The organism is Microbacterium sp. AK009, from assembly GCF_013410955.1.
Taxonomy (GTDB): domain Bacteria; phylum Actinomycetota; class Actinomycetes; order Actinomycetales; family Microbacteriaceae; genus Microbacterium.
In genome coordinates, this window is sequence record NZ_JACCCG010000001.1 from 390,791 (window position 1) to 417,508 (window position 26,718).

Sequence of the window (26,718 nt, forward strand, 5' to 3'; positions counted from 1 at the left end):
TCACGTCGCCGAGCGGGTGCGGCGGAGCCTGCTCTCGCACCAGAGGGTGAAACCGCCGTACCCGATGATCGCGCCGGCGACCAGCGCGAGGAATGCCCACGTCAGGGGGCGGTCGAACCGCAGGTCGTCCACCCGAAGCGCCAGCGACGCCGCGATCGCGGCAAGGCTGATCAGCTGCGCCTGGAAGAGGATGCGGAAGGCGCTCCAGCGAGGATCCCGCAGCAGGCCGATGTTGACCACCCCCGTCAGGCTCAGGACGGCGCCGGTGACCTCGGCGGTGAGCGGCGTCAGTTCCCACGCCCAGACGGTGATGGCCAGCTCCGGCGCGACGAAGAGCACCACGCCGAACGCGAACGCCGAGGCCCCGACGGCGGCGAGTCCGTAACGGGCGAGACGGGGGATGAGCACGTCCACCACCTCGGCTTCGCCGGAGTCGCTTCGCCGCTGCGCGAACGCCAGACCTGCGACGAGGAACGGAGTCGTGAGGTACAGCACCAGCCACGTCCAGAACGACAGATTCTCTGAGAAGCGGTCGAGGTGGAGCAGGGTCGCCACGAGGAGGGCCGCGGCGAACACCACGACCGCGGGGAAGCCGTGCCTGACCCGATGCCACCTTCTCGCGATCGCCACGCGGAGGAAGAACCAGATGCCGCCGACGTAGGCGCTCGCGAGCAGGTAGGCCGACAGAGGAGGGGCGATCCCCCAGGCGAAGAGCTCGGCGGTGCGGGTGGGGAAGGCGAACAGCAGCGTCGCGGCGACGAGGAGGAACGGAACGATGAGGACGGCCACCGCGCGTGTCGCCGGGAGCACACGGTCGTCGGCGACTCCGTGCGTCGCGGTGCCCAGTGGCAGGTCACTCGGAATTCAGCACGTCCGGGATGCGCATCGTGGCTGCCTCGGCCGCACCGGCGTCGAACTCCTCGCCGCCCCCGGCCGCCCGAAGGGCCGCGACGGCAGGGTCGTACAGGGCGAAGCCCGCGAGATTCACGATTCCCGTGCGCCGGCGCAGGGTCTGCGCGGCGCCGAACAGCCGCCCCGCCTGTCGCGCCTGACCGCGCGCCGCTGCCACGCCGAGAAGTCCCTCCACACCGTAGGCGATGCCTTCGTCATGGCCCATCGCGATCGAGACGTCGAGCCCCTCGGCGAAGTCATCCTCGGCGCCGTCGATGTCGCCGGTGAGCAGGCGCCCCCAACCCCGGTGGTGTCGAGCGATGACGAGAGCGAGGTGCTCCCGCTGCCGCGCGGCGACCACGGGGGCTTCGTCGAAGTTCTTCCGGGCCTGTGCGACGTCACCTCGGACGAGGTCGAGCCTGCCGCGGGTGACCAGCGCCATGGCGAGGCCCCAATCATCGCCCGCCGCGCGATAGCCGTCGATCGCCTCGGCCAAGGCCGTGCCCGCCCCGCCGACATCCGGCCCGTTCGGTCGCGCCAACAGCGCCAGGGCGAGCGACACACGAGCGAGGGCGGCGCCCGAGCCCTCGCCGATGCCGTCGAAGAGCTCAGCGCTCCGCCGGAGGCCGGGCGCCACGTCGAGATCCGGGTCGCGCCAGAACGAGATGGCGTTGGCGTAGTACCTCGCCGTCGCTTCGGTGAAGGCCGACAGCGGGATCTGGTCGCGCGCGGCGATGTCGAGCAGTTCCGACATCCATCCCTGCACCACCCCGAGGAGGCCGTTCAGCCACAGGGGGAGGTAGAGGCGCCACGCGAGCTCGGCTGCTTCGTCCAGGCGACGCTCGTGCAGCAGCCACCTCATGACGGCGGCGATGTTCTCGCTTTCCGCATCCAGGGCGCGCAACCATTCGAGTTCGTCGTCGCTGCGCACTCCCGCCACGGATTCCTCGCTGAGTCGGCGGTAGTGAGCGACCCACCGCTCGCGCGCCGCGTCGAGGTCGCCCTCCTGCCCCAGCTCGCCGGCGTACGCGCGCACCAGGGAGAGAAGGGTGAAGACGCGGATGCCGCCGTGCTCGCGTGCATGCACGAGGCTCGCGTCGAGGAGGGCCTCCAGATCCTCCTCGGCGGCCGCATCGCCGAGCACGGCCTGGGCGGCATCGCGGGAAAAGGCCCCGGAGAAGACGGACAGCAGCGCGAGGGCCCGACGCGCGGGATCGTCGAGGAGCCGCACGCTCCACTCGATGGTGCTGCGGATGGTGCGCTGGCGCGCGGGCAGGTCGCGGGCGCCCCCGACGAGCACCGAAAGCGCGGAATCCAGGCGCGTGACCAGCTCGTGCGGGGAGTAGACGCGGATGCGTGCCGCAGCGATCTCGATCGCGAGGGGCACACCGTCGAGGGCGCGGCAGATCGCCACCACATCAGCGGTGTTCTCGGGCGTCAGGGCGAAGCCCGGTCGGACCGCGCTCGCGCGCTCCACGAAGAGCCGAACCGCCGGCGCATCCGCGGCGACCGCGCCGTCCTCGGGGAGCGCGAGCGGCCGTACCTCGAAGGTCCGCTCCGCACGCAAGCGCAGAGGGGCGCGGCTGGTGACGAGCACCTTCAATCGCGGCGATGCCGTGATCAGACGCAGCACGACGTCGGTCGCCTCGAGCAGGTGCTCCATGTTGTCGATGACGAGGAACTGGTCGCGGTCCGCGATCGCCGCGAGCACTGCTCCTTCGAGGGGTGCTTCGCCGGTGTCGCGCACGCCGAGCGCCCGTGCGATCGTGGAGAGGACTCCCGACGCCGAGGTGAGCGACTCGAGCGCCGCGAACCCGACATCCCACCCCTCCTCCGCCATCCGCTGGGCGATGTCGATCGCCAGGCGGGACTTCCCGATCCCCCCCGGCCCGACGAGTGTCACCAGTCGTGACCCCGGGGCGAGCAGGAGGTCATGGACCTCCTGTGCGTCGGATTCCCTGCCGATCAGCGCGGTATAGGGCGCCGGGATGCGCGCTCCCCCGCGCTGCGGCTCGGGTGACGCGTCGTCGCGCTCCGGCACGCCGGCGACGAACCGATCCGCCAGGAGCGTCGCAAGGTCGGAGACGAGGAGCTCCTCGAGTTCGGCCGGAGTGGAGAAGGACTTGTACGAGGTGCGGTCGTCGGAACGGATGTCGGCCAGGAGCGCCGCGAGCCGTGGTTCTCTCCCGGGGCTCGGCTCGCGGATGTAGACCAGGAGCGGCTTGCCTGCGGAGAGGCGGTACTCGTCCTCGAGCCCGGAGATCGCCTCGTCGGGTGCAACCCACCCGTAGCGCTCACCGTAGATCCCCACGAAGATGTCGCTCTGCTGCAGGTAGGAACGGTAGAGCGAGCGCGGCGGGTGGGGACGAGCGCCGAGCTCGAACATCACCGGGGCCAGGTGCAGACGTTCGATCGCCGCCCGGGCGGCACGTCGCTCCGCCTCCAGCTCTTTCAGGGTGGAACTGACGAAGACGCGGAGGCGCTGATCGGGCGTGCGGATCTGCACGGGCGCCGGCATAGCGATCAGTCTGGTGCACCCGTGAGGGCTGGTCTAGGGCGAAGCGATCGCTGCACCGTCGGGCGCGGTGCTCCACGACAGCGACTCGATGTAGCGCAGCAGCACACCCTCGCGAAGCGCCCACGGCGAGATCTCGAGCTCGTCGATCTTCAGCATCGACATCGCGGTGTCGAGCACGACGGCGGCCGCGACGATCTGGAACGTGCGGTCGGCGGTGATGCCGGGAAGCTCCTGGCGCGCATTCGCGGGGATGCGGGCGAGCCGCGGGATCCACGACGCCAGCGCGGCGCGGGGGAGCAGCATCCGTTCGCTCCCGGTCCAGCCGGGGGCGGGGTAGCCGGCGAGCTTCGCCAGCGATCGGATCGCCTTCGACGACCCGACGACGTGATCGGGCTTGTCGAGCGCGCGGAAGCGCCCGATCACCGGCTCGAGGGTGGCCTTCGCATGGGCGCGCAGGCGCTCGACGGCGTCCTCGCCGGGCGGGTCGTCGGGCATGAACTGCACCGTCATGCGTCCGGCGCCCAGAGGGACGGATGCCGCGGCTTCCGGCAGTTCGTCGGACCCAGCCGCCACCTCGAGCGACCCGCCGCCGATGTCGAACAGCAGGATCTGCCCGGCCGACCAGCCGAACCAGCGCCGGACGGCGAGGAAGGTGTACCGGGCCTCGGCTTCGCCGCCGAGCACCTGGAGGGGGGCGCCGAGCGCGGCCTCCAGGCGGGCGATGACCTCGGGGCCGTTCGTCGCCTCGCGGACGGCGGAGGTGGCGGTGGCCAGGAGCTCTTCGACGTTCTCGTCGGCGGCGACCTGGCGAGCCTCGGCGACGGCGTCGACGAGTGCCGCGACGCCCTCCTCGGTGATCGAGCCGTCGGGGGCGAGGTAGCGCATGAGGCGCAGCACAGTCCGGCGACTGGTCGTGCCGAGCGGGCGGCCGCCGGGTTGGACGTCGGCGACGAGCAGGTGGACGGTGTTCGAGCCGATGTCGAGGACTCCGAGGCGCACGGGTTCAGGCTAGCGGGCGGGTGCGTTGGGGTCGCTGTCCCGTACTCCTGCATTCCGGGGCGCGGGGCGCCCGGACGGGCCGTTTCCGGCGTTGCGGGGCCGGTTCTGCCGGAGTTGGGGACGGGCGGCCCGGCGTAACTCCTCAGATTCACCGCCGCCGGGCGGGATTCGGCCGGATCCGGGGCGTTCGCGGCCGAATCTGAGGAGTTATGACCCCGCCTTCCCGCGGCAACCGGGCACCGGGGTGGCCGATGGTTACGATGAGCGCCATGTCTGTCGATGAAGCGACCACCGACCTGGCTCTTTCGCTGTACCGGGAGATCGCCCGCGACGACTGGGCGCGCATGGCCGCGGGCATCCCGCAGCCCCTCACCGAGACCGAGGTCGTGCAGCTGCGCGGGCTCGGGGACCGGCTCGACATAGCCGAGGTCGCCGAGGTGTACCTGCCGCTGTCGCGGCTGCTGTCGCTGTACGCGCAGGCCACCAAGCGCCTGGGCGCCGAGACGAGCGCATTCCTCGGCGAAGCCGACACCACTACGCCCTTCGTCATCGGCGTCGCCGGGTCGGTCGCCGTCGGCAAGTCGACGATCGCACGGCTGCTGCGCGAACTCGTCAGCCGGTGGCCCGGCACGCCGCGCGTAGAGCTCGTCACCACCGACGGCTTCCTCCACCCGAACGCCGAGCTGGAGCGACGCGGGCTGATGGCCCGCAAGGGCTTCCCGGAGTCCTACGACCGGCGCGCGCTCGTGGAGTTCCTCACCGACGTCAAGAGCGGGGCGGTCGAGGCGCGCGCGCCGTTCTACTCGCACGTGAAGTACGACATCGTCCCCGACGCGCACGTCACGGTGCGACGCCCCGACGTCGTGATCGTCGAGGGGCTGAACGTGCTGCAGCCGCCGCCGGCGCCGAACGACGTCGCCGTCAGCGACCTGTTCGACTTCTCGATCTACGTCGATGCCGAAACCGAAGACATCGAGTCGTGGTTCGTGCAGCGCTTCCTCGCCCTCCGCCACGCGGCGTTCAGCGACCCGAACTCGTTCTTCCGCGTGTTCGCCGAGCTGAGCGACGACGAAGCGGTGACGACCGCGCTCGGCTACTGGAACGACATCAACCTGCCGAACCTCGAGGCCAACGTGCTGCCCACCCGGCACCGCGCCACGCTCGTGCTGCGGAAGGCCGCCTCGCACGCCGTGGAGAGCGTGCTGCTGCGAAAGCTCTGAGTCAGCGCCTCCGCGCGCGAAGGCGCGGGTTCGCGCCGAAGAAGCGCGCGAGCAGCAGCCCCATGGCCACCGCGCCGACCGCGAACGCGATGCGTTCCGACCGCCACCGCGTGCCACGGTGCAGCCACGCGCCGAGAGCGAGGTTCGACATGCCCCACGCGACGTTGACCACCGGCGACGACAGCCCCTGCCCCGGCGGATCGGCGAACGGCGTCGGGAAGGGCTGACCGCGCAGACCGCTGACGGTATGCGGGACGCCGTTCACCAGCGCCGCGCCGCTGAGGGCCAGTCGCACCATTCCACCCAGGCTCATCGCCACTCCTCACGTCGCACTCGCTTCCGGCCGAGCCTAGAAAGGCCCTGCGCGTCGCGGAAGGGGTTGCGAACGCGAGGAAATCGGCGCACGGGAGGACCGGCCGGGCCGGAGCATCCTCCGCTGTGTCGATCTCCTCCCGTGCGCCGGTGGAAGGACGTGCGGATGGATGCCGCGAAGCGGCGTTCCGCGGCCGAAGCGGCGCGCCGACCACCCCGCCACACCCGACCCACCGCGCGGGGCGGGCGCTCAGCCGCTCCCACTTACGATGTAACCCATGTGTGGAATCGTCGGCTACGTGGGCCCTCGCCAGAGCCAGGCCATCCTCCTCTCGGGCCTGGCCCGTCTCGAGTACCGCGGATACGACTCCGCCGGCATCGCCGTCATCGATGGCGGCGGTGATCTGGGTATGCGCAAGCGTGCCGGCAAGCTCGGGATCCTGCGCGACGACCTGAAGAGCCACCCGCTCGCCGACGGCACCACCGGCATCGGGCACACCCGATGGGCGACGCACGGCGGCCCCACCGACGACAACGCCCACCCGCACCTGGCCGACGATGACAGGCTCGCCGTCATCCATAACGGCATCATCGAGAACTACGCCGCCCTGAAGGCCGAGCTCCTCGCCGAGGGGTGCACCTTCAAGAGCGAGACCGACACCGAGGTCGCCGCTGTCCTCCTCGGCCGCGCGTACCGCGCCCGCGGCGGCGACCTGGTCGCCGCGTTCCGCGACGTCGCCTCGCGCCTGGAGGGTGCCTTCACCCTCCTTGCGATGCACCGCGACCAGCCGGGCCTCGTCGTGGGCGCGCGCCGCAATTCGCCGCTCGTGATCGGACTGGGCGAGGGGGAGAACTTCCTCGCCTCCGACGTCGCCGCCTTCGTCGAGCACACCCGCGACGCCCTCGCGATCGGGCAGGACGAGATCGTCGCCATCACCCCCGAGGGCGTGGAGGTCACCGACTTCGACGGCAACGCGGTGGAGGTCGAGCGGTTCGAAGTGACCTGGGACGCCTCGGCCGCCGACAAGGGCGGCTGGTCGTCGTTCATGGCCAAGGAGGTCTCCGAGGAGCCCGAGGCCGTGGCGAACACGCTGCGCGGTCGCATCCGAGACGGGGTGGTCACCATCCCCGAGCTCGATGGACTCGACGATCTCTTCACCGGCGTCTCGCGGATCATCATCATCGCGTGCGGTACCGCCGCCTATGCCGGGATGACGGGCAAGTACGCCCTGGAGCAGTGGGCGCGGGTGCCGGTCGACGTCGAGCTCGCGCACGAGTTCCGCTACCGCGACCCGGTCCTGACCCCCGACACGCTCGTCGTCTCGATCAGCCAGTCCGGCGAGACGATGGACACCCTCATGGCGGTGAAGTACGCCCGCGAGCAGGGCGCGAAGACCGTCTCGATCTGCAACACCCAGGGTGCCACGATCCCACGCGAGTCGGACGCGATCGTCTACACCCACGCCGGCCCCGAGGTGGCCGTCGCCTCGACGAAGGCGTTCGTGGCGCAGATCACCGCGCTGTATCTGCTGGCGCTGCACATCGCGGGCCTGCGCGGCACGCTGAGCGCCGACGATATCGCTGTCCAGGCGGCCGAGCTCGAGGCGGTGCCCGAGAAGATCGCGCACATCCTCGCCACCGAGCAGGAGCGCATCGAACAGCTCGCGCACTGGATGGGCGACACCCGCTCGGTGCTCTTCCTCGGCCGTCACGTGGGCTACCCCATCGCCCTCGAGGGAGCGCTGAAGCTCAAGGAGATCTCGTACATCCACGCCGAAGGCTTCGCCGCAGGCGAGCTCAAGCACGGCCCCATCGCGCTGATCGAACCCGGGCAGCCGGTGTTCGTCATCGTGCCCTCGCCGCGCGGATCGGCCGTCCTGCACCCCAAGGTCGTCTCCAACATCGAGGAGATCAAGGCCCGCGGCGCGCGTGTGATCGCGATCGCGGAGGAGGGGGATGTCGCGGTGCTGCCCTCCGCCGATGAGGTGCTGCGCATCCCGCTCGCGGGGCCCCTGTTCGAGCCGCTCCTCGCGGTCGTGCCGCTGCACATCTTCGCGATGGGCCTCGCCACGGCCAAGGGTCTCGACGTCGACCAGCCCCGCAACCTCGCCAAGTCGGTCACGGTCGAGTAGCGGGCGCGGCTGGCTCCCGGCCACTCGTCGTCCGTAACTCCTGCAAAATCGGCCGGCCAGGTCTGCCATGTGGGCTCGGCGTCGCGCGCGGTGCGATTCTGCAGGAGTTCGGAGCACGTGGCGGCGGCAACCTGCCGATCAGTGCGCCGAACTTTCACGGAACATTAATCCGCCGACCATCGACCCAAACCGGTATATCACTACGCTCGACCGGGTGATCGTCCGCTCTGGGTCGCGCGCAGCGCGAGGGATTCTGGCCACCGTCGTCTTGACCGCCGTGCTCGCAGCATCCGGTTGCACCTTCATCTCCGACGCCATCGTCGACAGCGCGACCGGCGGGGGCGGGGGAGCGGGAGGTTTCGCGTCCTCCGAGACCGAGCTCCAGGTGCTCTACGCCGCCGGCGACACCGGCGGGGTCGCCACCCAGAGGATCTCGGTCTCCCCGTCGGACGACGGCGAGCTCAGCATCGACATCTCCGAGGACGAGGTCTCGGGCGTCGGCGACATGACCCAGGCCGCCTCATGGAATGCGGTGTCGGTGGCGACGCTCCTCACCGGCGCCCCGCTCGATGTCTCCTACCGCTTCGCCTTCGACGGCCGCATCGACGGCCCGAGCGCCGGCGCGCTCACCACGGTCGGCATCCTGTCGCTCTACTACGGCGACGACATCGCCGACGACGTCACCATGACCGGCACCATCAACCCGATGGGCACGGTGGGCACCGTCGGCGGCATCCCCGAGAAGGTGCAGGGCGTGATGGATGCGGGCACGATCTCGACCGTGCTCATCCCGGCCGGACAGCGCAACGTCCCCGACGCGGCAGGGAATCTCGTCGACGTCGTCTCGCTCGGACGCAGCGGCGGCGTCGAGGTCGTCGAGGTCGCCGACGTGTACGACGCCTACCCGCTGTTGACCGGCGAGGAACTGCCGAGACCGGCGGATGACGCGGCTCCGGCCATTTCGGACGCGGCATACACGAAGTTCCAGAGCGCCGGTGACGCCATGCTCGCCACCTACGACCGGGCCCTGGCCGAGTTCGCCGCACTCGACCCGGTCGTGCAGCAGGCGGCGGGGACGATCCCGGCCGAAGCGGCCGCGTACGCCGACCGTGCCCGTCAGCTGCAGGTGCAGGCTCTGCAGGGCGGGGCGTTCTTCGAGGCTTCTCAGGCAGCTGCGGTCATGCAGGCGACGGCATCGACGTTCCGCACCGTGCAGGACCTCTTCACCTCGGGCGGCAACGCGATCGGTGCGCGTCTGGAGGGCGCGGCCAGTGCCGAGGGCGAGTTCACCGCCTTCCTCGATCAGCTCAGCACATACGAGCCCGAGACCCTCGCCGACGCCGAGGCCCTCGTCACCGCCTACGGCAACGCCTTCGACTCGTACACCCTGCTGCAGTACGCCACCGCGAGCCTGCAGCGCATCGCCGACACGATCGCCGCGGCGGGGTACACCGACTTCGAGCAGCTGCTGACCGACGCCCTCACGCCGCTGATCTACTACGACCTTGCGCGCGGCAACCTCGCCTTCGCCCAGGCGGTGTTCGACATCGGCCGCGACAACGGCGGCGCCCCGATCGCCGAGGACGCCGACCTCGAGGCGATCGCGTCGTTCTTCCGTCGCGCGGCCGACGCCGATTGGGCGGCGTTCGAGTCGGGTGTCATCCAGCCCATCGCCGAGTCGCGGGGAGAGTCGAACGACGTCTTCCGCACCGCGCTGTCGGCGGTGGACACCGACGTCGCGCTGTCGTACACCGCGCAGCAGTCGGTCGCGTCGATCGAGCAGTACCTCGGCGAGGGGAGCAACGCTCCCTACGCCGCGATGGGATACGGCTACGTCAACTACGCCCGCAACGCTGTGTTGATCGAGAAGTACTACAACAACGGTGTCCTCGACGACAACCTCCAGGTCGTGGGGGTGTCTTCCGAGACGATCCTCACCTCCGCGCTCGATCTCGGTCGCACCCAGACCGCCCGCGGCGCGGGCATCCTCGCCGCCGAAGGCACGGCGCCGGTGCTGATCGCGGGCGCCTACGAGCAGGCCGGGGTCGCCCGCGAGGGTGACGTCGCCAACAAGTTCCAAGCCATCGCGCAGTACTCGGGGGCGTTCGTGCTCTCGCGCATCCTTGCCTACGCGGGCGGCTTCGAGGGCTCGGGATACGTCGCGGGGTAGGCGCTCGGATGCGGTCGGCGTCGGCCGGGCGGCCCGGCCCTAACTCCTGCAGAATCGGCGGTGCGGAGCCCGATTCCGGGCTTCGGGGCCCGTTGCGGGCGAATCTGCAGGAGTTAGGGACACGTCGCGTCCGGCACGCCTGCGCCGAACCACCGCGCCACCGCACCCCCGGCACCTCCGCGTCACCGCGCCACCGCACCGGCGCCGCCGCGATAGGGTGACAGCCGCGAGAGAGGAGAGCGGATGATCGCCGGCATCGGCGTCGACCTGGTCGACATCTCCCGCTTCGAAGCCACCCTCGACCGCACGCCGCGCCTGCTCGAGCGCCTCTTCTCGCCGGCCGAGCGGGCGCTGAAGCCCCGGTCGCTCGCCGCGCGCTACGCCGCCAAAGAGGCGCTCATCAAGGCGCTCGGCGGCTCGGACGGCGTCTACTGGACCGACATCGAAGTGTGGAACGAGTCGTCGGGCCGCCCCCAGTTCACCCTGTCGGGGAGCACCGCCGACGTCATCGTCGACCGCGGGATCTCGTCGGTGCACCTGTCGATGTCGCACGACGCCGGCTTCGCCGTGGCCTACGTGGTCGTGGAGACGGACGAAGGAGATGTCGGATGACACGACTCCCCGCCGGCACGATGCGCGAGGCCGTCATCGACGTCGGCGCCATCGCCGACAACGTCCGCCACTTCCGCCGCCTCACCGGCGCGGAGGTCATCGCCGTGGTCAAGGCCGACGGGTACGGGCACGGCGCGCTCCGCGCCGCCACCGCGGCGCTCGAGGGCGGCGCGACCCGGCTCGGCGTCGCCGACATCACCGAGGCGCTCGCGCTTCGCCGCGCGGGGATCCGCGCACCGATCATGGCGTGGCTGCACGCGCCCGGCGCGTCGTTCGCCGAGGCGGCGGCGCACGGCATCGAGCTCGGCATCTCCACCCTCGACCAGCTGCAGGCGGCGGCCGCCGCTGCGTCGGGAGAACGCTCGGTCGCGGTGCACCTCAAGGTCGAGACCGGCCTGTCGCGCAACGGCCTCACCCCGACCGACGCCCGCATCGCCTTCGCCGAGGCGGCGCGCCTCGAGCGGATCGGTAAGCTCCGGGTCGTCGGCATCTTCAGTCACCTCTCCAATGCCTCCGCCGACGATGACCGGGCCGCGCTGGGTCGGTTCGAGGAGGCACTGGGTGCCGCGGCATCCGTGGGGCTCGCCCCGCCCCTTCGCCATCTCGCGGCCACCCACGCGGCCCTCGCGCTGCCCGAGACCCGCCTCGGATGCGTGCGCATCGGCATCGGCATCTACGGACTGTCGCCCTTCGCCGACCGCGGCTCGGCCGAGCTGGGGCTCCGTCCCGCCATGACGCTGCGGGCCGCGGTCGCCAACGTCCGGCGTGTGCCCGCCGGCACGGGGGTGTCGTACGGCTACGACTACCGCACGCCCCGCGAGACGACCCTCGCGTTGGTGCCCCTCGGCTACGCCGACGGCGTGCCGCGGCAGGCCTCGGGGACGGGACCGGCGTCCATCGCCGGCCGCCGATACAGCGTCGCGGGGCGCATCGCCATGGACCAATTCGTCCTCGACGTCGGCGACGACCCGGTCGCGATCGGCGACGAGGTCGTGCTCTTCGGCGATCCGACCCTCGGCGCCCCGGCCGCCGACGACTGGGCGGATGCCGCCGGCTCCATCAACTACGAGATCGTCACGCGCATCGGCGCGCGCGTGCCCCGCCGGCAGGTGGACGGATGACGGGACTGGACCCCCTCGTCGGGCAGCGCGAGATCGTCTCGTCGGCTGAGATGGAAGCGCTCGGCGAACAGATGGGCCGGATGCTGCGCCCCGGCGACCTGGTCGTCCTCACCGGTGCACTGGGGGCGGGAAAGACCACACTCACCCGTGGAATCGGCCGCGGGCTCGGGGTGCGGGGTCCCGTGCAGAGTCCGACCTTCGTGCTGGCGCGGACGCACCCGTCGCTCGTCGGCGGCGCCCCGCTCGTGCACGTCGACGCCTACCGGCTCGGCTCGGCGCGGGAGCTCGATGACCTCGACCTCGACGTCGAACGGTCTGTCGTGGTCGTGGAGTGGGGGCGCGGCATGGTGGAGGGTCTCCGCGACACCTGGTGGGAGGTCGAGCTCGACCGCGAGGTCGGAGGCCGCGGGGCCGACACGATGTGCGGCGGGCCGTCGCGCGCCGCGGAAGAGCTCGATGCCGAGGCTCCGCGCGTGGTGACGATCAGCCGGCGCCCCTAGGTGGGGTGGGCGGGGGGCGGCAGCGCGGGAGCGCCTTGGTGCCCTGTCTGGCGGTTCGCGCGGCGACACCCGTCGTCCGTGCCGCGGAGATCCGTTCAGCTTCGGACGGATGCCGCTGACGCGACCGCGGGACGGAGGATCGCCGCGGTTGAGGCGGGACAGGACGGATCGGACAGCGAGCCGACGGCGCGTTGCGCCCGCGCGCCCCGGCGCTCAGCCGCCGAAGAACGCGTTCGCGCGGCGGGTGTAGAGCAGGATGAGGCCGATGATCGCGGGGAGCGCGGAGAAGAGGCCGGTCCAGAACGTCTCGGCGCCGCCGATGATCAGCAGGACCGCGCTGACGATGTTCAGCACGAACACGATCGTGACGACGAGCCGCGCGCCGGGGCTTCCGCGCAGCAGCCCGACGCTGACGGCGATGATGATCACCCCGAGGATGATCGTCAGGATAGCGATCAGCACGAGGTTCAGCAGCGGACCCTGACCCAGCGCTCCGCTGATCAGGATGAGCGCACCGCCGAGGATGTTGAAGAACCCCGAGATCCATGCGAGAACGGCGACGATCGTGACGCCGACGGGACGAGACGCGGCCATGGCACTCTCCTTGTGTGTCAACACCGTTGTTGCCCACACCGTAGCGCCCCCGCCGCCGCAGGCGCGACGGCTCGCCCGACTACCCTGGAGGGGTGATTCTCGGCATCGACACGTCGCTCGGCACCGCGGTCGCGGTGATCGAACCCGACGGCGTCGTCGTCGCCGCAGCCGACAGCCCCAACTCGCTCGGGCACGCCGAGGCGATCGGCGGTCTGCTGGAGCAGGTGCTCGCCCCGGCTGACGCGATCACGCACGTCGCCGTCGGCATGGGGCCGGGGCCCTTCACCGGGCTCCGGGTCGGCATCGCGGCTGCCCGGGCGTTCGCGCTCGGCCGTGGCATCCCGATCCTCCCGGTGCCGAGCCACGATGCCGCCGCCCTCGGGCTGCTGCTGGGGGACGCCGTTGCCGGAGCCGACGACACCGCGCCGTTCGCCGTGGTCACCGACGCGCGCCGGCGCGAGTTCGCGTTCTCGGTGTTCGAGGGGACGGATGACGACGGCGTGGCCGTCCGCATCGCGGGGCCGCTGCTCGCGCCCCGCGATGAGCTCGACGATCGGCTGGCCGCGCTCGGCGCGGCGCGCCGCGACGTGACCGCCGTTCCTGCCGCGATGGTCGCGCTCGCGGCATCCCGGGCCCTGGCGGCGGGGCGGACGCTCGCGACATCCGAGCCCCTCTACCTGCGCTCGCCGGACGTGACGCTTCCCGGAGCCCCGAAGAAGGTGACCGCGTGAGCCTCCGCCCCGCGAGCGTCGACGACCTCGGCGCGATCATGGTGCTCGAGCGCGCCGCCTTCGGCGGCGACGCCTGGTCGGACGACGTCATGCGCGCCGAGCTCGCCTCCCCGCACACCTGGTACGTCGTCGCCGAGGAGGACGAGCGCCTGGTCGGGTACGCGGGGCTCCGCGCCCCGGAGGGATCGAGGGATGCCGACGTGCAGACCATCGCGCTCGACGAGACGGTGCGCGGGCGCGGGCTCGGGCGCGAGATCTTCCGTGCGCTGCTCGACGAGGCCGGCCGCCGGGGGGTGAGCGAGGTGTTCCTCGACGTGCGGGACGACAACGCTCCCGCCCAGAGCCTGTACACCTCCGAGGGGTTCGAGGCGATCGGGCGCCGCCCCAACTACTACCCGGGCGAGGGCGTCGACGCGATCGTGATGCGGTTGCGGCTGGCTGCGCGGGCACGCGAAGGGGGCGCGGCATGAACCGGCGCGAACCCCTCGTCCTCGGCATCGAGACGAGCTGCGACGAGACGGGGATCGGCATCGTCCGCGGCCGCACCCTGCTGTCGAACACCATTGCGAGCAGCATGGACGAGCACGCCCGCTACGGCGGGGTCGTGCCCGAGGTCGCCGCCCGCGCGCACCTGGAGGCGCTGCAGCCCGCGATCGAGGCGGCGCTCGCCGAGGCGCAGGTGGGCCTCGACGACCTCGACGCGGTCGCCGTGACATCCGGCCCCGGGCTCGCGGGAGCGCTCATGGTCGGGATCGGCGCCGCGAAAGGCCTCGCTGTCTCCCTCGGCACACCCCTGTACGCGGTCAACCACCTCGTGGGGCACATCGCCGCCGACATCCTGGATCAAGACGCCGGTCCGCTGGAGTACCCCACCGTCGCGCTGCTCGTCAGCGGGGGGCACACCTCTCTTCTCCTGGTGCGCGACCTCACCGGCGACGTCGAACTGCTCGGCGAGACCGTCGACGATGCCGCCGGCGAGGCCTTCGACAAGGTGGCACGGGTGCTCGGGCTGCCCTACCCCGGGGGTCCGGAGATCGATCGCGCCGCGGCATCCGGCGACCCCGCGGCCATCCCGTTCCCGCGCGGGCTCTCCCGGGCATCCGACATGGCGGCGCACCGCTACGACTTCTCCTTCTCGGGGCTGAAGACCGCGGTCGCCCGGTTCGCCGAGGCGAACCCCGAGATGCTGGCGGATGACGCCGGGCGCGCCGACATCGCCGCATCGTTCCGCGAGGCGGTGGTCGATGTGCTGGTGACGAAGGCCCTGAACGCCTGCCGCGACCACGGGGTGCCGCGGCTGCTCCTCGGGGGCGGGGTGATCGCCAACCGGCGCCTGCGCGAGGTCGCGCTCGAGCGCGCGGCGGCGGCCGGGGTGGCGGTGCGCATCCCCCCGTTCTCGCTGTGCACCGACAACGGCGCGATGATCGCGGCGCTCGCCGCCGAGCTGATCGCCTCGGGAGCCGAGCCGTCGACCCTCGCGTTCGGAGCGGATTCGACGCTGCCGGTCACGGAGATCCAGGTGGCGGTGTCGGAGGGGAGCCCCGGAGGGGCCCGGTCGTGAGCACGCCGGATTCCCCCGGGGCGGGCAGCCCTCGCATCGAGCCTCCGACGGAGGATGTCGCTCCCGTCGGCGAGGAGTCGGTGCTCCCCGGACACCACCGGGGCGGCTTTCACCGGCCGCCCACGGCGCCGACCGACATCCCGGTGACGGCGACGGGCCCGAGCCCGGATCCCGAACCGCTCGTGCTGTGGGCGCCTCAGGAAGACCCGCCGCCGCGCGCGGCACTCGCCGCCTGGGCGCTGTTCTTCTCTGTGGTCGGGCTCGCGGTGTCGCTCTTCGTCGGGTGGGGGTTCCTTCTCGGACTCGTCGGCGTGGCGGCCGGGATCGTGGCACTCTTCCGCCCCCTCGAGAGTCGCCGCATGGCCGCATGGGCGATCGCCCTCGGCATCCTGTCCCTCGTCTACAGCGCCGGCTGGCTGTGGTTCGCCGCGACGCAGGCCGAGCTCTTCGCCTGACCCGGGCGCCGCGCCCCGCCGAGCCCCGCGTCCCGCGTCCCCATCCCACCCCGCGTTTGGGGCGCGTTTCTCCGTTCGGGGCGCGACGATTCCGCCCCGAACGGAATCGGCCGCCCCGAACGGGCGGCTCCGAACGGTCGGGAACGGGCCGCCGGCGCCTGAGTCAGGCGGCGGGCACGCGATCCGCGAGGATCGCCACGCGGGCACCCGCGACGCGCGTCAGGAGGAGCGTCGCCTCGCCGTCACCCCGGAGCTTGAGCTTCGTGCGCAGCGTCGCGGGGTCGATATCCACTCCGCGCTTCTTGATCTCCAGGCGCCCGATCCCGCGCTCGCGCAGGGCGGCGCCGAGCTTACGGATGTCGGTGGGCAGCGTCTCCCGCACCCGGAACGTCGACACGAACGGGCTCGTGAGCTCGGTGTCGGAGGTGAGGTAGGCGACGCGGTCGGCCAGCATGCCGGCGCCGAGCGCCCGGGCGACCTCGCCGATGAGGTGGGCGCGGATGACGGCGCCGTCGGGTTCGTGGATGAAGGCGCCGAGCGCACGCACCGGCTCGTCGGGGGCGTCGGCGGGGGCGGTCAGCTCGACCGCCGACGTGCCGCGGAGCACGAGCGCGGCCCGCCGCACGCCCTCTCGTGCCAGCGCGCCCGACCACAGCACCAGCTCGACCGTCGACCCGTCGGCGCTCACCCACTGCGCCTCGACGTCGTCGGGGATGAGGTCGCGGTCCATCCCCGGTCCGAGCTTGACCCCGGTGGGGTGACGGGAGGCGAGGTCGAACACCCACTCCAGCGGCGGCGACCAATCGCCGGCGGCTGTGCGGGCGGTCTCGCCGTGGCCGGCGGTGCGACGGGCGGGGTCGAGCCAGAAGGCATCCGGGTTTCCGAGGGCCGGAAGATCGGATGCCGCGTCCTGCGCGGTTGCATGACGCACCGTCACGAGGTCGCCGAACGGGGCGAGGTTGTAGGCGGCGAGGGCGGCGGTGACCTCGTCGGCATCGACGGCGGTGACGCGCAGTCCCAGGGCGGCGAACCCCATCGCGTCGCCGCCGACCCCGCAGCCGAGGTCGGCGACCGACGTCATGCCCGCGGCGCGGAAGCGGTGCGCGTGGTGCGCGGCGACCGAGAGACGGGTCGCCTGCTCCAGTCCGGCGCGGGTGAAGAGCATGCCCGCCGCGAAGGCGTCGAACTTCGCCGCGGCCCGCTCGCGAAGCCGGGCCTGCCCGATCACCGCCGAGACCAGGCCGGGGGAGAGGCCGGCTTTCCGGAGGCGCGAGACGGTGGCGGCGACGTCGGCTGCGGTCTTCACCGGGGGCAGGTCGTCGAGGAGCCGCAGTCCTTCGGTGGTCAGGAGGGCGGCGAGTTCGGCCTTATCCACCCGGTAAGCCTAGGTCGGCGGGGCGCGGGACCCCGAAAGCCCCGGGAGCCCGAACCCCGAAACCCCGCACCGGACCCCTAGGGGGAACCCGAAAGGCTCCGGGGTCATCCCGGATGCCGGGGATGGCACCTGAGGCTGACACTGATGGAGCAACGCCACAGGCTTCCAGCGAAAGGGATGGGCAAATGGCTCTGGACAACAACTTCAACGACGGGATCATTCTCGAGGAGAGCCCGGTCACGGACGACTCCGTGAACGACTCCGCCAACGGCAACTTCTCGGGCAACCTGTCGGGCAACACCGACAACTCGACGGAGACCGAGGACTCGAACAACACCAACAACGGTGTGATCGCCGATGACATCGAGGTCGAGGTCGAGGACTCCGGCAACACCGACAACTCGGTCGAGAACGAGGCTGAGGACTCCTTCAACGACAACTCGGACAACCGCGACCAGTCGGACAACTCGGTCGACAACTCGGTCGAGAACGAGGCTGAGGACTCCTTCAACGACAACTCCGACAACTCGGTCGAGAACGAGGCTGAGGACTCCTTCAACGACAACTCCGACAACTCGGTCGACAACTCGGTCGAGAACGAGGCTGAGGACTCCTTCAACGACAACTCGGACAACTCGGTCGAGACCGAGATCGAGGACTCCTACAACGAGACCACCACGCTGAACGACGACTCGGTCACCGTCGGTGTCCGCCAGTACAACACCGGCATCGGTGGCGACCTGAACCTGGGTGGCCTCAGCGGCCACGCTGCCGTCGCCGTCGCGGGTGCCGCTGCCATCGACATCGACAACCGTGCCACGGTCGTCGACCAGTCGGTCAACCAGTCGATCGTGACGGACGACGGTGACGTCGACCAGTTCTTCGGTGCTGACGCGGTCGTCGCCTCGGGTGACATGGCTGTCGCCGGTGGCGACGACGTCGAGGTCGACAACTCGGTCACCTCGATCAACGTGGGTGACGTCGCGATCGGCAACGAGACCTACACGCTCAACATCGAGAACTCCTTCAACGACTCCTCCACGAACACCTGGAACGAGTACGACCTGGAGATCGAGGACTCCTTCAACACCGACAACTCGACCGAGTACGACGTGGAGGTTGAGATCGAGGACTCCTTCAACCAGGAGTTCGACGCCGACATCACCAACGAGTACGAGTGGGAGAACAGCGGTAACTTCTTCAGCGACGGCAGCGCCGTCGTCGACGACATCAACATCTGAACCCAACGCATCGTCTAGCAACACACCTTGCCCGGCCACCCCTTGGGGAGTGGCCGGGCAAGGCGCGTTTGGGGCCGGAGGCGTGACAGTACGCGGTAGATCGAAGTTGGCGTACCGTGTCAGTGGGGATGCAGGAACAAGGGGGATACGTGGCGGACGAAACGAACGGCAGCAGAGTGGCGACCGACCGGGATCGCAAGAATCAGGATGTGGCAGCGCAACCGGCCCTGGCGCAGAGCGAAACCGGGAAGGTACTGGTTGCGCTCGTCGACAGCATCGGAACCCTCGCGGATTCGGCGGGACGCAGTGATCTTTCGGTCCGGCTCCACCACACCCGTGACCGCTTGGAAGACCCGAACGTCCGCGTCATCGTCGTCGGCGAGTTCAAGAAGGGCAAGAGCAAGCTCATCAACGCCCTCGTCAACGCCCCGGTGTGCCCGGTCGACGACGACGTCGCCACGAGCGTCCCGACCGCGGTGGGATACTCCGAGACCCCCGGGGCCTGGGTCGTCACACAGAAGGAGGGTGAGCCCGGCGTGGTCGAACGACTGGAGGTTCCCCTCGAGAGCCTCGCCGACTACGTGTCCGAGAAGGGCAATCCCCAAAACGCGCAGCAGATCATCGGCGCCGAGGTCGCGCTGCCCCGCGAGCTCCTCAAAGGGGGGCTTCGTCTCGTCGACTCTCCGGGGGTCGGCGGTTTGGACTCCACCAACGCGCTGACGACCCTCGCAGCCCTCTCCAGCGCTCACGCCGTGCTGCTGGTCTCGGACGCCTCACAGGAGTACACCGAGCCCGAGGTGCAGTTCCTTCGCCACGCGATGCGGGTGTCGCCGAACGTCGCCGCGGTCATCGCCAAGACCGACCTCTACCCGCACTGGCGCGAGATCGAACAGATCGACCGCGGCCACCTGGGAGACGTCGGCGACGTGCCGGTCTTCTCCGTGTCGAGCGATCTCCGTCTCATGGCCGCGCAGCTCCAGGACCGCGAATTGAACGATGAATCGGGCTTTCCCGCCCTCGTCTCGCATCTGCGTCGCGACGTGCTGGGACGTGCGGAAGACATCCAGGCCCGCTCCGCCGTGCACGACCTCATCTCCGTCGTCGACCAGTTGCAGATGTCGCTCAACACCGAGCTGAACGCCATCCTGCATCCGGAAGACACCCCCCGCATGATCGCGCAGCTCGAAGACGCCAAGTCGCGCGCCGAGGAGTTCCGCGGACGTTCCTCGAAGTGGCAGACCGCCCTGAACGACGGCGTCGCCGACCTCATCTCGGACATGGAGCACGACCTGCGCGACCGGCTGCGCCGTGTGCAGCGCGAGGCCGAAAACGCCATCGACGAGGGCGACCCCGGTCCCATTTGGGACCAGATGACCGAGTGGCTCGATCAGCGGATCTCTGCAGCTGTCTCCGAGACCTTCGTCTGGACCGACGAGCGCTCGCGCTGGCTGTGCGAAGAGGTCGCCGACCTCTTCCAGGAGGGGGAGACCGAGATCCCGCTCGTCTACGTCGCGGACACGTCGGGCGTACTCGATCCGATCGATCAGATCTCCGACCTCGACCCGGGAACCCTCGGGGCTGCCGAGAAGATTTTCATCGGTGTCCGCGGGTCCTACGGTGGTGTGCTGATGGTGGGCCTCGCGACGGGCCTCATCGGCCTGTCGCTGATCAACCCGCTCTCCCTCCTCGCCGGCGTTCTCGTGGGTCGCCGCGCCTACCGCGAAGACATGGGCAACCGCCTCTCGCGTCGCCGGTTCGAGGCGAAGAACATCGTCCGCCGGCATATCGACGAGGTCATCTTCCAGGTCTCCAAGCAGCTGAAGGACCGCCTGCGCATGGTCCAGCGGGCGGCGCGCGACCACTTCGGCAGCATCGCCGACGAGCTTCATCGGTCGCTGTCGGAGGCGGTCCTCGCCGCCAAGCAGGCCGCGGGATCGTTCTCGGCGAATCAGGACCAGCGCGTCAAGCAGCTGCAAACCCAGATTGCTCAGATCGAAGCGGTGCGAGCGAAGATCCCGAACGTCCCGGCCATCAAGCAGCTGGAGACGTCCCGGCGGTGACCACCTCGGCACGCGACGACGCGGCGAAACTGCTCGCATCGGCACTGGATCTCTATGACGAACCGTCCCACACTCGGACGGCGCTCGACGAGCTGCAGCGCCGTCTGCACGAGCCGCTGCGGCTGGCTCTCGCCGGCATGGTGAAGGCGGGCAAATCCACCCTCCTGAACGCCATCCTTGGTGAGAAGCTCGCGCCGACGGATGCGGGGGAGTGCACCCGGGTCGTCACCTGGTACCGGTACGCCACGACCCCGAGCATCACCCTCCACCCCCATGAGGGGGAGCCGCGACGGATGCCGATCAAGCGCGAGGCGGGGCGGCTCGTGCTCGAGCTCGACGGCGTCGCGGCCGAGGAGGTCGCCTGGATCGATGTCGGCTGGCCGTCGACGGGACTGCGCTCCGTCATTCTCATCGACACCCCCGGCATCGCATCCCTGTCGACGGACGTGTCCGCGCGATCCACCGCCTTCCTCGTGCCCGAAGCCCGGCCGTCCTCGGCCGACGCGATCATCTACCTGATGCGGCACCTGCATGCCTCCGACCTCAAGTTCCTGGAGTCGTTTCGCGACACCGCGGCTGGGTCGTCCGAGACGGTGAACGCGGTAGCCGTGCTGTCACGCGCGGACGAGATCGGCTCAGGCCGTATCGATTCGATGCTGTCGGCGCAGAAGGTTGCCCGCCGCTACGAGAAGGACGGCGACCTCGCCTCCCTCTCGCTCGGCGTCGTCCCGGTCGCCGGGCTCCTCGCCGAAAGCGCTAAGACGCTGCGTGAGAACGAGTATGCCGCGTTCAAAGAGCTGGCTGCGCTGCCCCGCGACGATCGCGAGCGGCTCATGGTGTCGGCGGACCGTTTCGCCCGTCCGTCCGATCTGACGACGCTGAGCGAGAAGTCGCGGAAGGCGCTTCTCTCACGCTTCGGCATCTTCGGGGTGCGGCTCGCGGTGGCGCTGATCCGCGGGGGCGCGACGACGTCGACCGAACTCGCCGAGCAGCTGGTGCAGCACAGCGGCCTGAACGAGCTGCAGGGCTTCGTCCGCGAGCAGTTCCGTACCCGCGGGGCGGACCTCAAGGTCCGCGGGGTGCTCGATGGGCTCGAACAGACGATCCGCGACGACCCGCGGGAGGGGACGCAGTCGATCCTCGCCGGCATCGAGCGGATTCGAGCCACCGCGCACACGCTGCGTGAACTGTCCCTGCTGTCCCAGGCGAAGGCGTCGGGACTGCCGCTGCGCGCGGCAGACGCCACGACGGCGGAGCGCATCATCGGCGGGCACGGCGTCACGTCGACGGCGCGTCTCGGACTGGACGACGAGGCGACGGACGAGACGGTGCGCGACGAGGTCGACGCGCAGCTCGCTTACTGGCGCTCGCTCAGCCAGTCGCCCTTGACCGAGCGCGCAGCCGTGGAGGTGTGCCGGGTCGTGATCCGCAGCCTGGAGGAGATGGCGTCAGAAGTCTTCCGCGCCACCGGCGGGGCGGACATCGACGCGACGGGCCGTCCAGCGCAGCGCGTTGGGGAAGGTGCTGAAGAGCAGCGCGAGGACGGCGAGACCGGCCTGAGCGATGAAGAGTTGCTCGAGCATGGCTCCGTACTCTCCGGTCCCGACAAACTCTAGGGCGATGAGATAGACGACCCCCATGACGAGGGTCGTCCCCAGCTGCCACCACCGGATGCTGGGTTTGCGGCCCGAGAACGAGACAAGCTGCGCGATCTGCAGCAGCAGAATCGTCACCATGATCCCGAACACCGACCAGAAGAGGATGTCCGCCGCCGACTCGTAGGTCGCATCGTCCCGCCCCTCGTTGACGCCTCGGATGACATCCTGGATCAGCGGGAGCTGGTCTTCGCGGATCACGAAGTAGAAGACGATGGCAACCGCGCCGACGGCGAAGCTCAGCACCCAGAGGAACTGGGCCATGCGGACGGTGAAGGGCGGCGGCGCCTTGGCCAAAACGGGTGCTGCAGAGGGATTAACCAGTGCGGGTCGCTCGGGAGCGTCGCGCTTGGGCTGGAACCCGCGTCGCGGTGTCGAGACAACCGGGCCCTGCGGGGGCTGCTCCGGGTCGGTGTACAGCGGCACCGGTTGCTGCTGCCCCTGGCCGGGCGCGAACTTCGCCTGGCTCGCCGGGACCTGCACCGGCTGGATGCGACCGAGTGTCGCTCCCGATCGTGCGGGCGGCTGACCAGGATACGGCTGCGCGCCCTGCGGCGGGCGCTGAGGAGGTTGTTGTTGCCCCTGGGGGCGCTGCTGGCTCTGGCCGGGCGCCTGCTGTCCCTGCGGCCGCTGCTGTCCCTGGCCGGGCGCCTGCTTTCCCTGGGGGCGCTGCTGTCCCTGGCCGGGCGCCTGCTGTCCCTGGGGGCGCTGCTGTCCCTGGCCGGGCGCCTGCTGTCCCTGGGGGCGCGGTTGGCGCGGCGGTACGGGCGGACCGCCTTCCTTTGCGGGCCGTGGGGCGCTTCCGCCCTCCGGAGGAACTTGTCCCTGCATGTGCCCCTCCGGCGCCGGAGTCTGCGCCGGCACGGCGTTTGCCGGTCGCTGGCGGGCCCGGCGTTTCTTTTCGGTCGCCGCGTGCTGCGCGAGGACATCGTCCACAAAAGAATCCTCAGCCGCGCGCCGGCTTGGGGCATCGGCGCGCGGCTGAGGGGGCTTCTGATCGTCGGTCACAGAAGAACCTTACGGGGCGGACCGTTACGGCTGGTCGGTCTCCTCGGTGTAGACCACGGCGTCGTCGGAGGCGATGTTGCCGCTGTTGTCGTAGTCGTACGACGTGTCCGTCTCTTCGACGACGACGTCGTTGAAGGACTCGTCGGCGACCACGGTGGTGTCGGTGTCGGTCGACGCGTCGTTGTTGAAGGACTCGTCGGCGACCACGGTCGTGTCGGTGTCCGTGTTGGTGGACTCGTCGTCGAACGAATCCGTGATGTCGACGTTCGTGGTGTCGTTACCGACCGCCACGTCACCAACCGTCACATCGGTCGTGGAGTTGTCGACCGAGGCATCGTCGCCGGCTGCGACCGACTCGTCGCCCGACGCGACGTTGGCCTCCTGGTCGAAAATCTGATTCACATCACCCTTTGCCCAGATGTTCTGGTTGACCGACTGGTCGACGATGGTCGCCCGATTGTCGATGTGGAAGTTGTTCGCGATGTTCCAGATCTCCTTCTCGACCGGCGGCTTAGGACCGGGGCCAGGAGGATTCGGGTGGGGCGTGGGGTGCACGTCGGGGCGGTCGACGATGATCGGGGCGACAGCCCGAACGTCTTCCGCGGTGCATTCGGCGAGGCCGGCGCTGGCGAGAGCGGCCTCAGGGTTGGCGTCATACTCGGCTGCTGCCTCGGGATCGTTCAGCAAGCTCAGAATGAACTCGATCAGTGCATCGGCGATGGTCGCCAGCGGGGTAGTCATAAGTCGGCTCCTGTCTCTGCGAGACTCTTTACAGAGGCTATGCGGTGGTCTTCGGTCTGGAATCGGGGGTTAGCCCCAAAAGTCGTGGGGGTTCTACGGGGTTCCCCCGATATGTCGCGGCTCATCCGGACGCCCCCAGGGTGACGCGCAGTTTGGCGATGAGGTCGGACCGGGACGTCGCGCCCAGACGCCGCTTGATCTGCGCCATGTGGTGCTCCGCCGTGCGGGGCGAGATGAAGATCTCCTTGCCGATCTCGGCGTAGGTCTTCCCCTGCAGGACGAGCTCTGCGACCTCGCGCTCGCGCTCGCTGAGGATGCTGGGGGTCGTCGTCCGCACGGCTGCCGTGTGCGACTCCGCATCCGCGGTGCGCGGCGCTTCGCGGGGGTGCAGCTCCCGCGCGCAGGCGAGGAGGCGCGAGCTGACCTTTCGGTCGTCCGATCGACGCGAGCCGTGGCCTGCGAGGCGCGCACCGTCCCAGGCGAGGCCTACGGACGCGAGCCCCCGCGCCGCCTCTTCCACGGCGTCGGGGTCGACTTGGCCGGCGAGCACTGACGTCCACACCCGGCCTGCCTGCGACATCCTCGCCGCCAGAGGGTTCTGACCCGAAGCGGCCACGAGCGCTCGTGCGTGGGGAGCGAGATCGTCGGGGTGATTAAGCATGATGCCCCGCTGAATTCCCGCCCAGTGCAAAGGAGCAGACCAGAGCGACGGCTCGCCGAGGTCGGCGAGCAGCGCGAGGCCGCGGTCGAAGGCGGCCCGCGTCCAGTGCGTGTCGCCCAGACGCGCGGACACGATGATCAGCTCTCCGAGAGGCAGCAGCAGATAGAGGTCGATCTCGGGCCGGGTGGCCCGAGACTTCACCGACGCCCACGTCGCCTCGAGGGTCGGGGCATCGTCGTACCGGCGTGCGAGACCGACCGCGATCGCGGCGGCGAGCAGGTCGTCGCGCGGCGAGAGGCGGCCGCCCTCGGTCGCCGCTGTCAGCAACGCCCTTGCCTCGGCCGGCTGCTCCCGCTGGAGAGCGACCCACGCATTCCACAACTGCAGGTGCGCGAGCCACCGGGCGCCTCCCTGCCGGGCGCGCAGTGCGTCATCGAGGACCGTATGTGCCGCGGCCACGTCGCCCAGGCCGATCGCGACGATCGCGGCCACGACGGCGGGCAGTTCGGTGGTGGGAGAGGAGTCATGGCCCGCATTCGCCAGCTCGGATGCCCGCCGGAGGTCGTCGAGGGAACCGCGGGAGTGGGATGCCTGCAGAGAGGCGCACAGCCCCCGCGCCCACAGTTGCATGGCCACACCACTCGCCGATGGCGCCGAGCCGGCCGCGCCCGAGGCATCCGGCGCCGGATCCCCGTTCTGGCCGGCCGACCCGGCACCTGCCGCCGCGACCAGAGCTCTCGTCTTGGCCGCGGGGGAAAGCGGGGGGACGGCGAGGTAACTGTGGTGCGCGAGCGACATCAGACCGCGGTCGGCCCAGGTGGCGGCGACCGCGTCGGCGAGAAGATCATGGTCGGTCGGTGACAGGTCGGAACCGCCGCCGTCGGCGGCGACCTCGTCGAGGATGGCCCCCGCCGCATCGACGTCGCCCGCGGCCCACAAGGCGTGAGCGTGCGAGGCGGCGAGGGCGCGGGAGTCGGAACCGCACCGAATCGCGTACTCGAAGAGAGTGACGGCCAACCGGGGATCGCGGCCCACTTCGCGGCGGGCACGGGCGGCGAGGCGGTCGCCGAGGAGCGGGTCGACGATGCCGTCGAGGCTCGCGGCGATGTCGGAGCCGGGAACGAGGTCGAGCGTGCCGGCCTCGACGAGATCGACCAGCCGGTCGACCGGCACGCCGGCGCGGGCGGTCATCGCCACGATGGGAGCGGGACGCCCATTGTGCAGAAGGAGTCCCTCGGCCTGGCCTTCGGCGGAGAGTTCGGCCTGCGCCTCACGATCGTCACCGTCGCTGTCACTCAGGCCGAGACTGAGCGACTCGATCCGGCGGCGCAGGCGCGGCGACACGGTGTCGAGGCGGTGGCTGATGCGGCGCATCAGGGCGCGCGTCACATCGGCGTGGGCGTCGTCGTCGCCGCAGTCGCGTCCCTCGTAGGCAAGGGCGGCGTGCGCCTGCGCGCACTCGAGGATGAGCCACGCGATGCCGCCGGTGGCGGCGAGGATGCGCTCCTCGCACTCCACCGAGGCGTCGGGCAGGAGTTCTCGCAGTTCGGCGTGAGTCAGCTCGCCGAGGAGGATCGCCGGTGCCTGGCGTTCCACCGCGCGGGTCAGCTCGACCACTTCCGACGGAGCCGGCCAGGAGCGGTACGCGATCACCATCGCCGCGTCGGGGCGGTGGGCGCGATCGATCAGCTGGGACAGGCGTGCCGGGTCGAGCGTGTGGGCGTCATCGACCAGGAGAGCAACGTCGTCGGGGACCGTCGAGATGCGATCGCGTGCGGACAGCAGCCTGACCGGCCGGTCGTCGGCCTCGAGCTGAGTGTGGAGGAATCGGAGGGCGTCGGTCTTGCCCGAGCCTGCGCCCCCCACGATCGCGGCGCGGACCGGTCGGTCCGTCGCGACGATGGCGTGCAACGCGGTCAGCGCGTGCAGGGCACGGGGCATCATCGAGGCGGTCCGGGTGTCCGACGAACTGTTCAGCAGAGTCGTCATCGGAGTGCTCACCGGGTTAGGCCGGGACGTCAGGGTCGGCGGTTGGGGTGGACGTTGGCGCCACCGAGGGAGTTACCTCGCCTGAGCCGGTTCCTTCGCCTGAGCCGGTTCCTTCGCCTGAGCCGGTTCCTTCGCCTGAGCCGGTTCCTTCGCCTGAGCCGGTTCCTTCGCC

The 26,718-nt window shown here is 70.5% G+C and carries 21 protein-coding genes and 1 CRISPR repeat array; of the genes, 13 read left to right on the plus strand and 8 right to left on the minus strand.

The genetic code is table 11. From position 1 onward, the window contains the following. The 3 genes from HDC37_RS01940 to HDC37_RS01950 all read right to left on the minus strand — a co-directional run bounded on the left by HDC37_RS01940 (position 1) and on the right by HDC37_RS01950 (position 4,408). Positions 1 to 789, minus strand: a complete 789-nt coding sequence (locus HDC37_RS01940) for a hypothetical protein (RefSeq protein ID WP_179558697.1) — start codon at positions 787 to 789, stop codon at positions 1 to 3. A gap of 64 nt (positions 790 to 853) precedes the next feature. Then, a complete protein-coding gene (locus HDC37_RS01945; RefSeq protein ID WP_179558698.1) occupies positions 854 to 3,409 on the minus strand; it encodes a DUF4062 domain-containing protein in 2,556 nt (851 codons plus the stop codon). Between the two features lie 33 nt (positions 3,410 to 3,442). Further along, positions 3,443 to 4,408 (minus strand): Ppx/GppA phosphatase family protein, encoded by a 966-nt coding sequence (locus tag HDC37_RS01950; RefSeq protein ID WP_179558699.1) that lies wholly within the window; start codon positions 4,406 to 4,408, stop codon positions 3,443 to 3,445. A gap of 269 nt (positions 4,409 to 4,677) precedes the next feature. On the opposite strand from HDC37_RS01950, the gene coaA reads away from it, so the two are divergent. Then, entirely contained in the window at positions 4,678 to 5,628 is a 951-nt protein-coding gene (coaA, locus tag HDC37_RS01955; protein ID WP_179558700.1) for a type I pantothenate kinase, read from the plus strand. Position 5,629: 1 nt separating this feature from the next. Here the strand turns inward: coaA and HDC37_RS01960 are convergent, their stop codons facing one another. Then, positions 5,630 to 5,941 (minus strand): hypothetical protein, encoded by a 312-nt coding sequence (locus HDC37_RS01960; RefSeq protein WP_179558701.1) that lies wholly within the window; start codon positions 5,939 to 5,941, stop codon positions 5,630 to 5,632. A gap of 277 nt (positions 5,942 to 6,218) precedes the next feature. Between HDC37_RS01960 and glmS the strand changes: the two genes are divergently transcribed. The 5 genes from glmS (at position 6,219) to tsaE (ending at position 12,475) form a co-directional block, all read left to right on the plus strand. Continuing rightward, positions 6,219 to 8,072 (plus strand): glutamine--fructose-6-phosphate transaminase (isomerizing), encoded by a 1,854-nt coding sequence (glmS, locus tag HDC37_RS01965; protein WP_179558702.1) that lies wholly within the window; start codon positions 6,219 to 6,221, stop codon positions 8,070 to 8,072. A 214-nt stretch (positions 8,073 to 8,286) separates the two neighbouring features. Beyond that, positions 8,287 to 10,242 carry a S16 family serine protease gene (locus tag HDC37_RS01970; RefSeq protein ID WP_179558703.1) on the plus strand — a complete coding sequence of 652 codons (1,956 nt, stop codon included), beginning with the start codon at positions 8,287 to 8,289 and terminating at the stop codon, positions 10,240 to 10,242. A 243-nt stretch (positions 10,243 to 10,485) separates the two neighbouring features. Next, positions 10,486 to 10,854 carry a holo-ACP synthase gene (locus tag HDC37_RS01975; protein ID WP_179558704.1) on the plus strand — a complete coding sequence of 123 codons (369 nt, stop codon included), beginning with the start codon at positions 10,486 to 10,488 and terminating at the stop codon, positions 10,852 to 10,854. Then, complete coding sequence (gene alr / locus HDC37_RS01980) at positions 10,851 to 11,975, plus strand: alanine racemase (protein ID WP_179558705.1); 1,125 nt, start codon at positions 10,851 to 10,853, stop codon at positions 11,973 to 11,975. The genes HDC37_RS01975 and alr overlap by 4 nt, the downstream gene beginning before the upstream one ends. Next, positions 11,972 to 12,475, plus strand: a complete 504-nt coding sequence (tsaE, locus tag HDC37_RS01985) for a tRNA (adenosine(37)-N6)-threonylcarbamoyltransferase complex ATPase subunit type 1 TsaE (RefSeq protein WP_179558706.1) — start codon at positions 11,972 to 11,974, stop codon at positions 12,473 to 12,475. The genes alr and tsaE overlap by 4 nt, the downstream gene beginning before the upstream one ends. A 213-nt stretch (positions 12,476 to 12,688) precedes the next feature. Here tsaE and HDC37_RS01990 read toward each other — a convergent pair whose 3' ends face one another. Beyond that, positions 12,689 to 13,069, minus strand: coding sequence for a hypothetical protein (locus HDC37_RS01990; RefSeq protein ID WP_179558707.1), 381 nt, complete (start codon positions 13,067 to 13,069; stop codon positions 12,689 to 12,691). 92 nt (positions 13,070 to 13,161) lie between these two features. Here HDC37_RS01990 and tsaB point away from each other — a divergent pair, with 92 nt between their 5' ends. The 4 genes from tsaB to HDC37_RS02010 are packed head-to-tail and all read left to right on the plus strand — an operon-like array spanning position 13,162 to position 15,816. Beyond that, positions 13,162 to 13,800 (plus strand): tRNA (adenosine(37)-N6)-threonylcarbamoyltransferase complex dimerization subunit type 1 TsaB, encoded by a 639-nt coding sequence (gene tsaB / locus HDC37_RS01995; RefSeq protein WP_179558708.1) that lies wholly within the window; start codon positions 13,162 to 13,164, stop codon positions 13,798 to 13,800. Next, a complete protein-coding gene (rimI, locus tag HDC37_RS02000) occupies positions 13,797 to 14,270 on the plus strand; it encodes a ribosomal protein S18-alanine N-acetyltransferase (protein ID WP_308472051.1) in 474 nt (157 codons plus the stop codon). Before tsaB ends, rimI begins: the two co-directional genes overlap by 4 nt. Further along, positions 14,267 to 15,361, plus strand: coding sequence for a tRNA (adenosine(37)-N6)-threonylcarbamoyltransferase complex transferase subunit TsaD (gene tsaD, locus HDC37_RS02005; protein WP_179558709.1), 1,095 nt, complete (start codon positions 14,267 to 14,269; stop codon positions 15,359 to 15,361). Before rimI ends, tsaD begins: the two co-directional genes overlap by 4 nt. Continuing rightward, positions 15,358 to 15,816: a hypothetical protein gene (locus tag HDC37_RS02010; protein WP_179558710.1), complete on the plus strand. Its 459-nt coding sequence runs from the start codon at positions 15,358 to 15,360 to the stop codon at positions 15,814 to 15,816. The genes tsaD and HDC37_RS02010 overlap by 4 nt, the downstream gene beginning before the upstream one ends. A 163-nt stretch (positions 15,817 to 15,979) precedes the next feature. On the opposite strand, the gene HDC37_RS02015 is transcribed toward HDC37_RS02010, so the two are convergent. Then, positions 15,980 to 17,191: a class I SAM-dependent methyltransferase gene (locus HDC37_RS02015; protein ID WP_179558711.1), complete on the minus strand. Its 1,212-nt coding sequence runs from the start codon at positions 17,189 to 17,191 to the stop codon at positions 15,980 to 15,982. A gap of 405 nt (positions 17,192 to 17,596) precedes the next feature. Continuing rightward, a CRISPR array of direct repeats spans positions 17,597 to 17,859; the repeat unit is 29 nt; unit sequence TCGAGAACGAGGCTGAGGACTCCTTCAAC. A 183-nt stretch (positions 17,860 to 18,042) separates the two neighbouring features. Between HDC37_RS02015 and HDC37_RS02020 the strand changes: the two genes are divergently transcribed. The 3 genes from HDC37_RS02020 (at position 18,043) to HDC37_RS02030 (ending at position 22,108) form a co-directional block, all read left to right on the plus strand. Beyond that, positions 18,043 to 18,432 carry a hypothetical protein gene (locus HDC37_RS02020; RefSeq protein ID WP_179558712.1) on the plus strand — a complete coding sequence of 130 codons (390 nt, stop codon included), beginning with the start codon at positions 18,043 to 18,045 and terminating at the stop codon, positions 18,430 to 18,432. Positions 18,433 to 18,581: 149 nt separating this feature from the next. Beyond that, a complete protein-coding gene (locus HDC37_RS02025; RefSeq protein ID WP_308472052.1) occupies positions 18,582 to 20,492 on the plus strand; it encodes a dynamin family protein in 1,911 nt (636 codons plus the stop codon). Then, a complete protein-coding gene (locus tag HDC37_RS02030) occupies positions 20,489 to 22,108 on the plus strand; it encodes a dynamin family protein (protein ID WP_179558714.1) in 1,620 nt (539 codons plus the stop codon). The genes HDC37_RS02025 and HDC37_RS02030 overlap by 4 nt, the downstream gene beginning before the upstream one ends. Before the next feature lie 1,071 nt (positions 22,109 to 23,179). Here HDC37_RS02030 and HDC37_RS02035 read toward each other — a convergent pair. Both HDC37_RS02035 and HDC37_RS17360 read right to left on the minus strand, forming a co-directional pair. Further along, entirely contained in the window at positions 23,180 to 23,896 is a 717-nt protein-coding gene (locus HDC37_RS02035) for an IniB N-terminal domain-containing protein (RefSeq protein WP_179558715.1), read from the minus strand. Between the two features lie 121 nt (positions 23,897 to 24,017). Further along, positions 24,018 to 26,558, minus strand: coding sequence for a LuxR C-terminal-related transcriptional regulator (locus HDC37_RS17360; protein WP_179558716.1), 2,541 nt, complete (start codon positions 26,556 to 26,558; stop codon positions 24,018 to 24,020). Positions 26,559 to 26,718 lie beyond the last annotated feature (160 nt).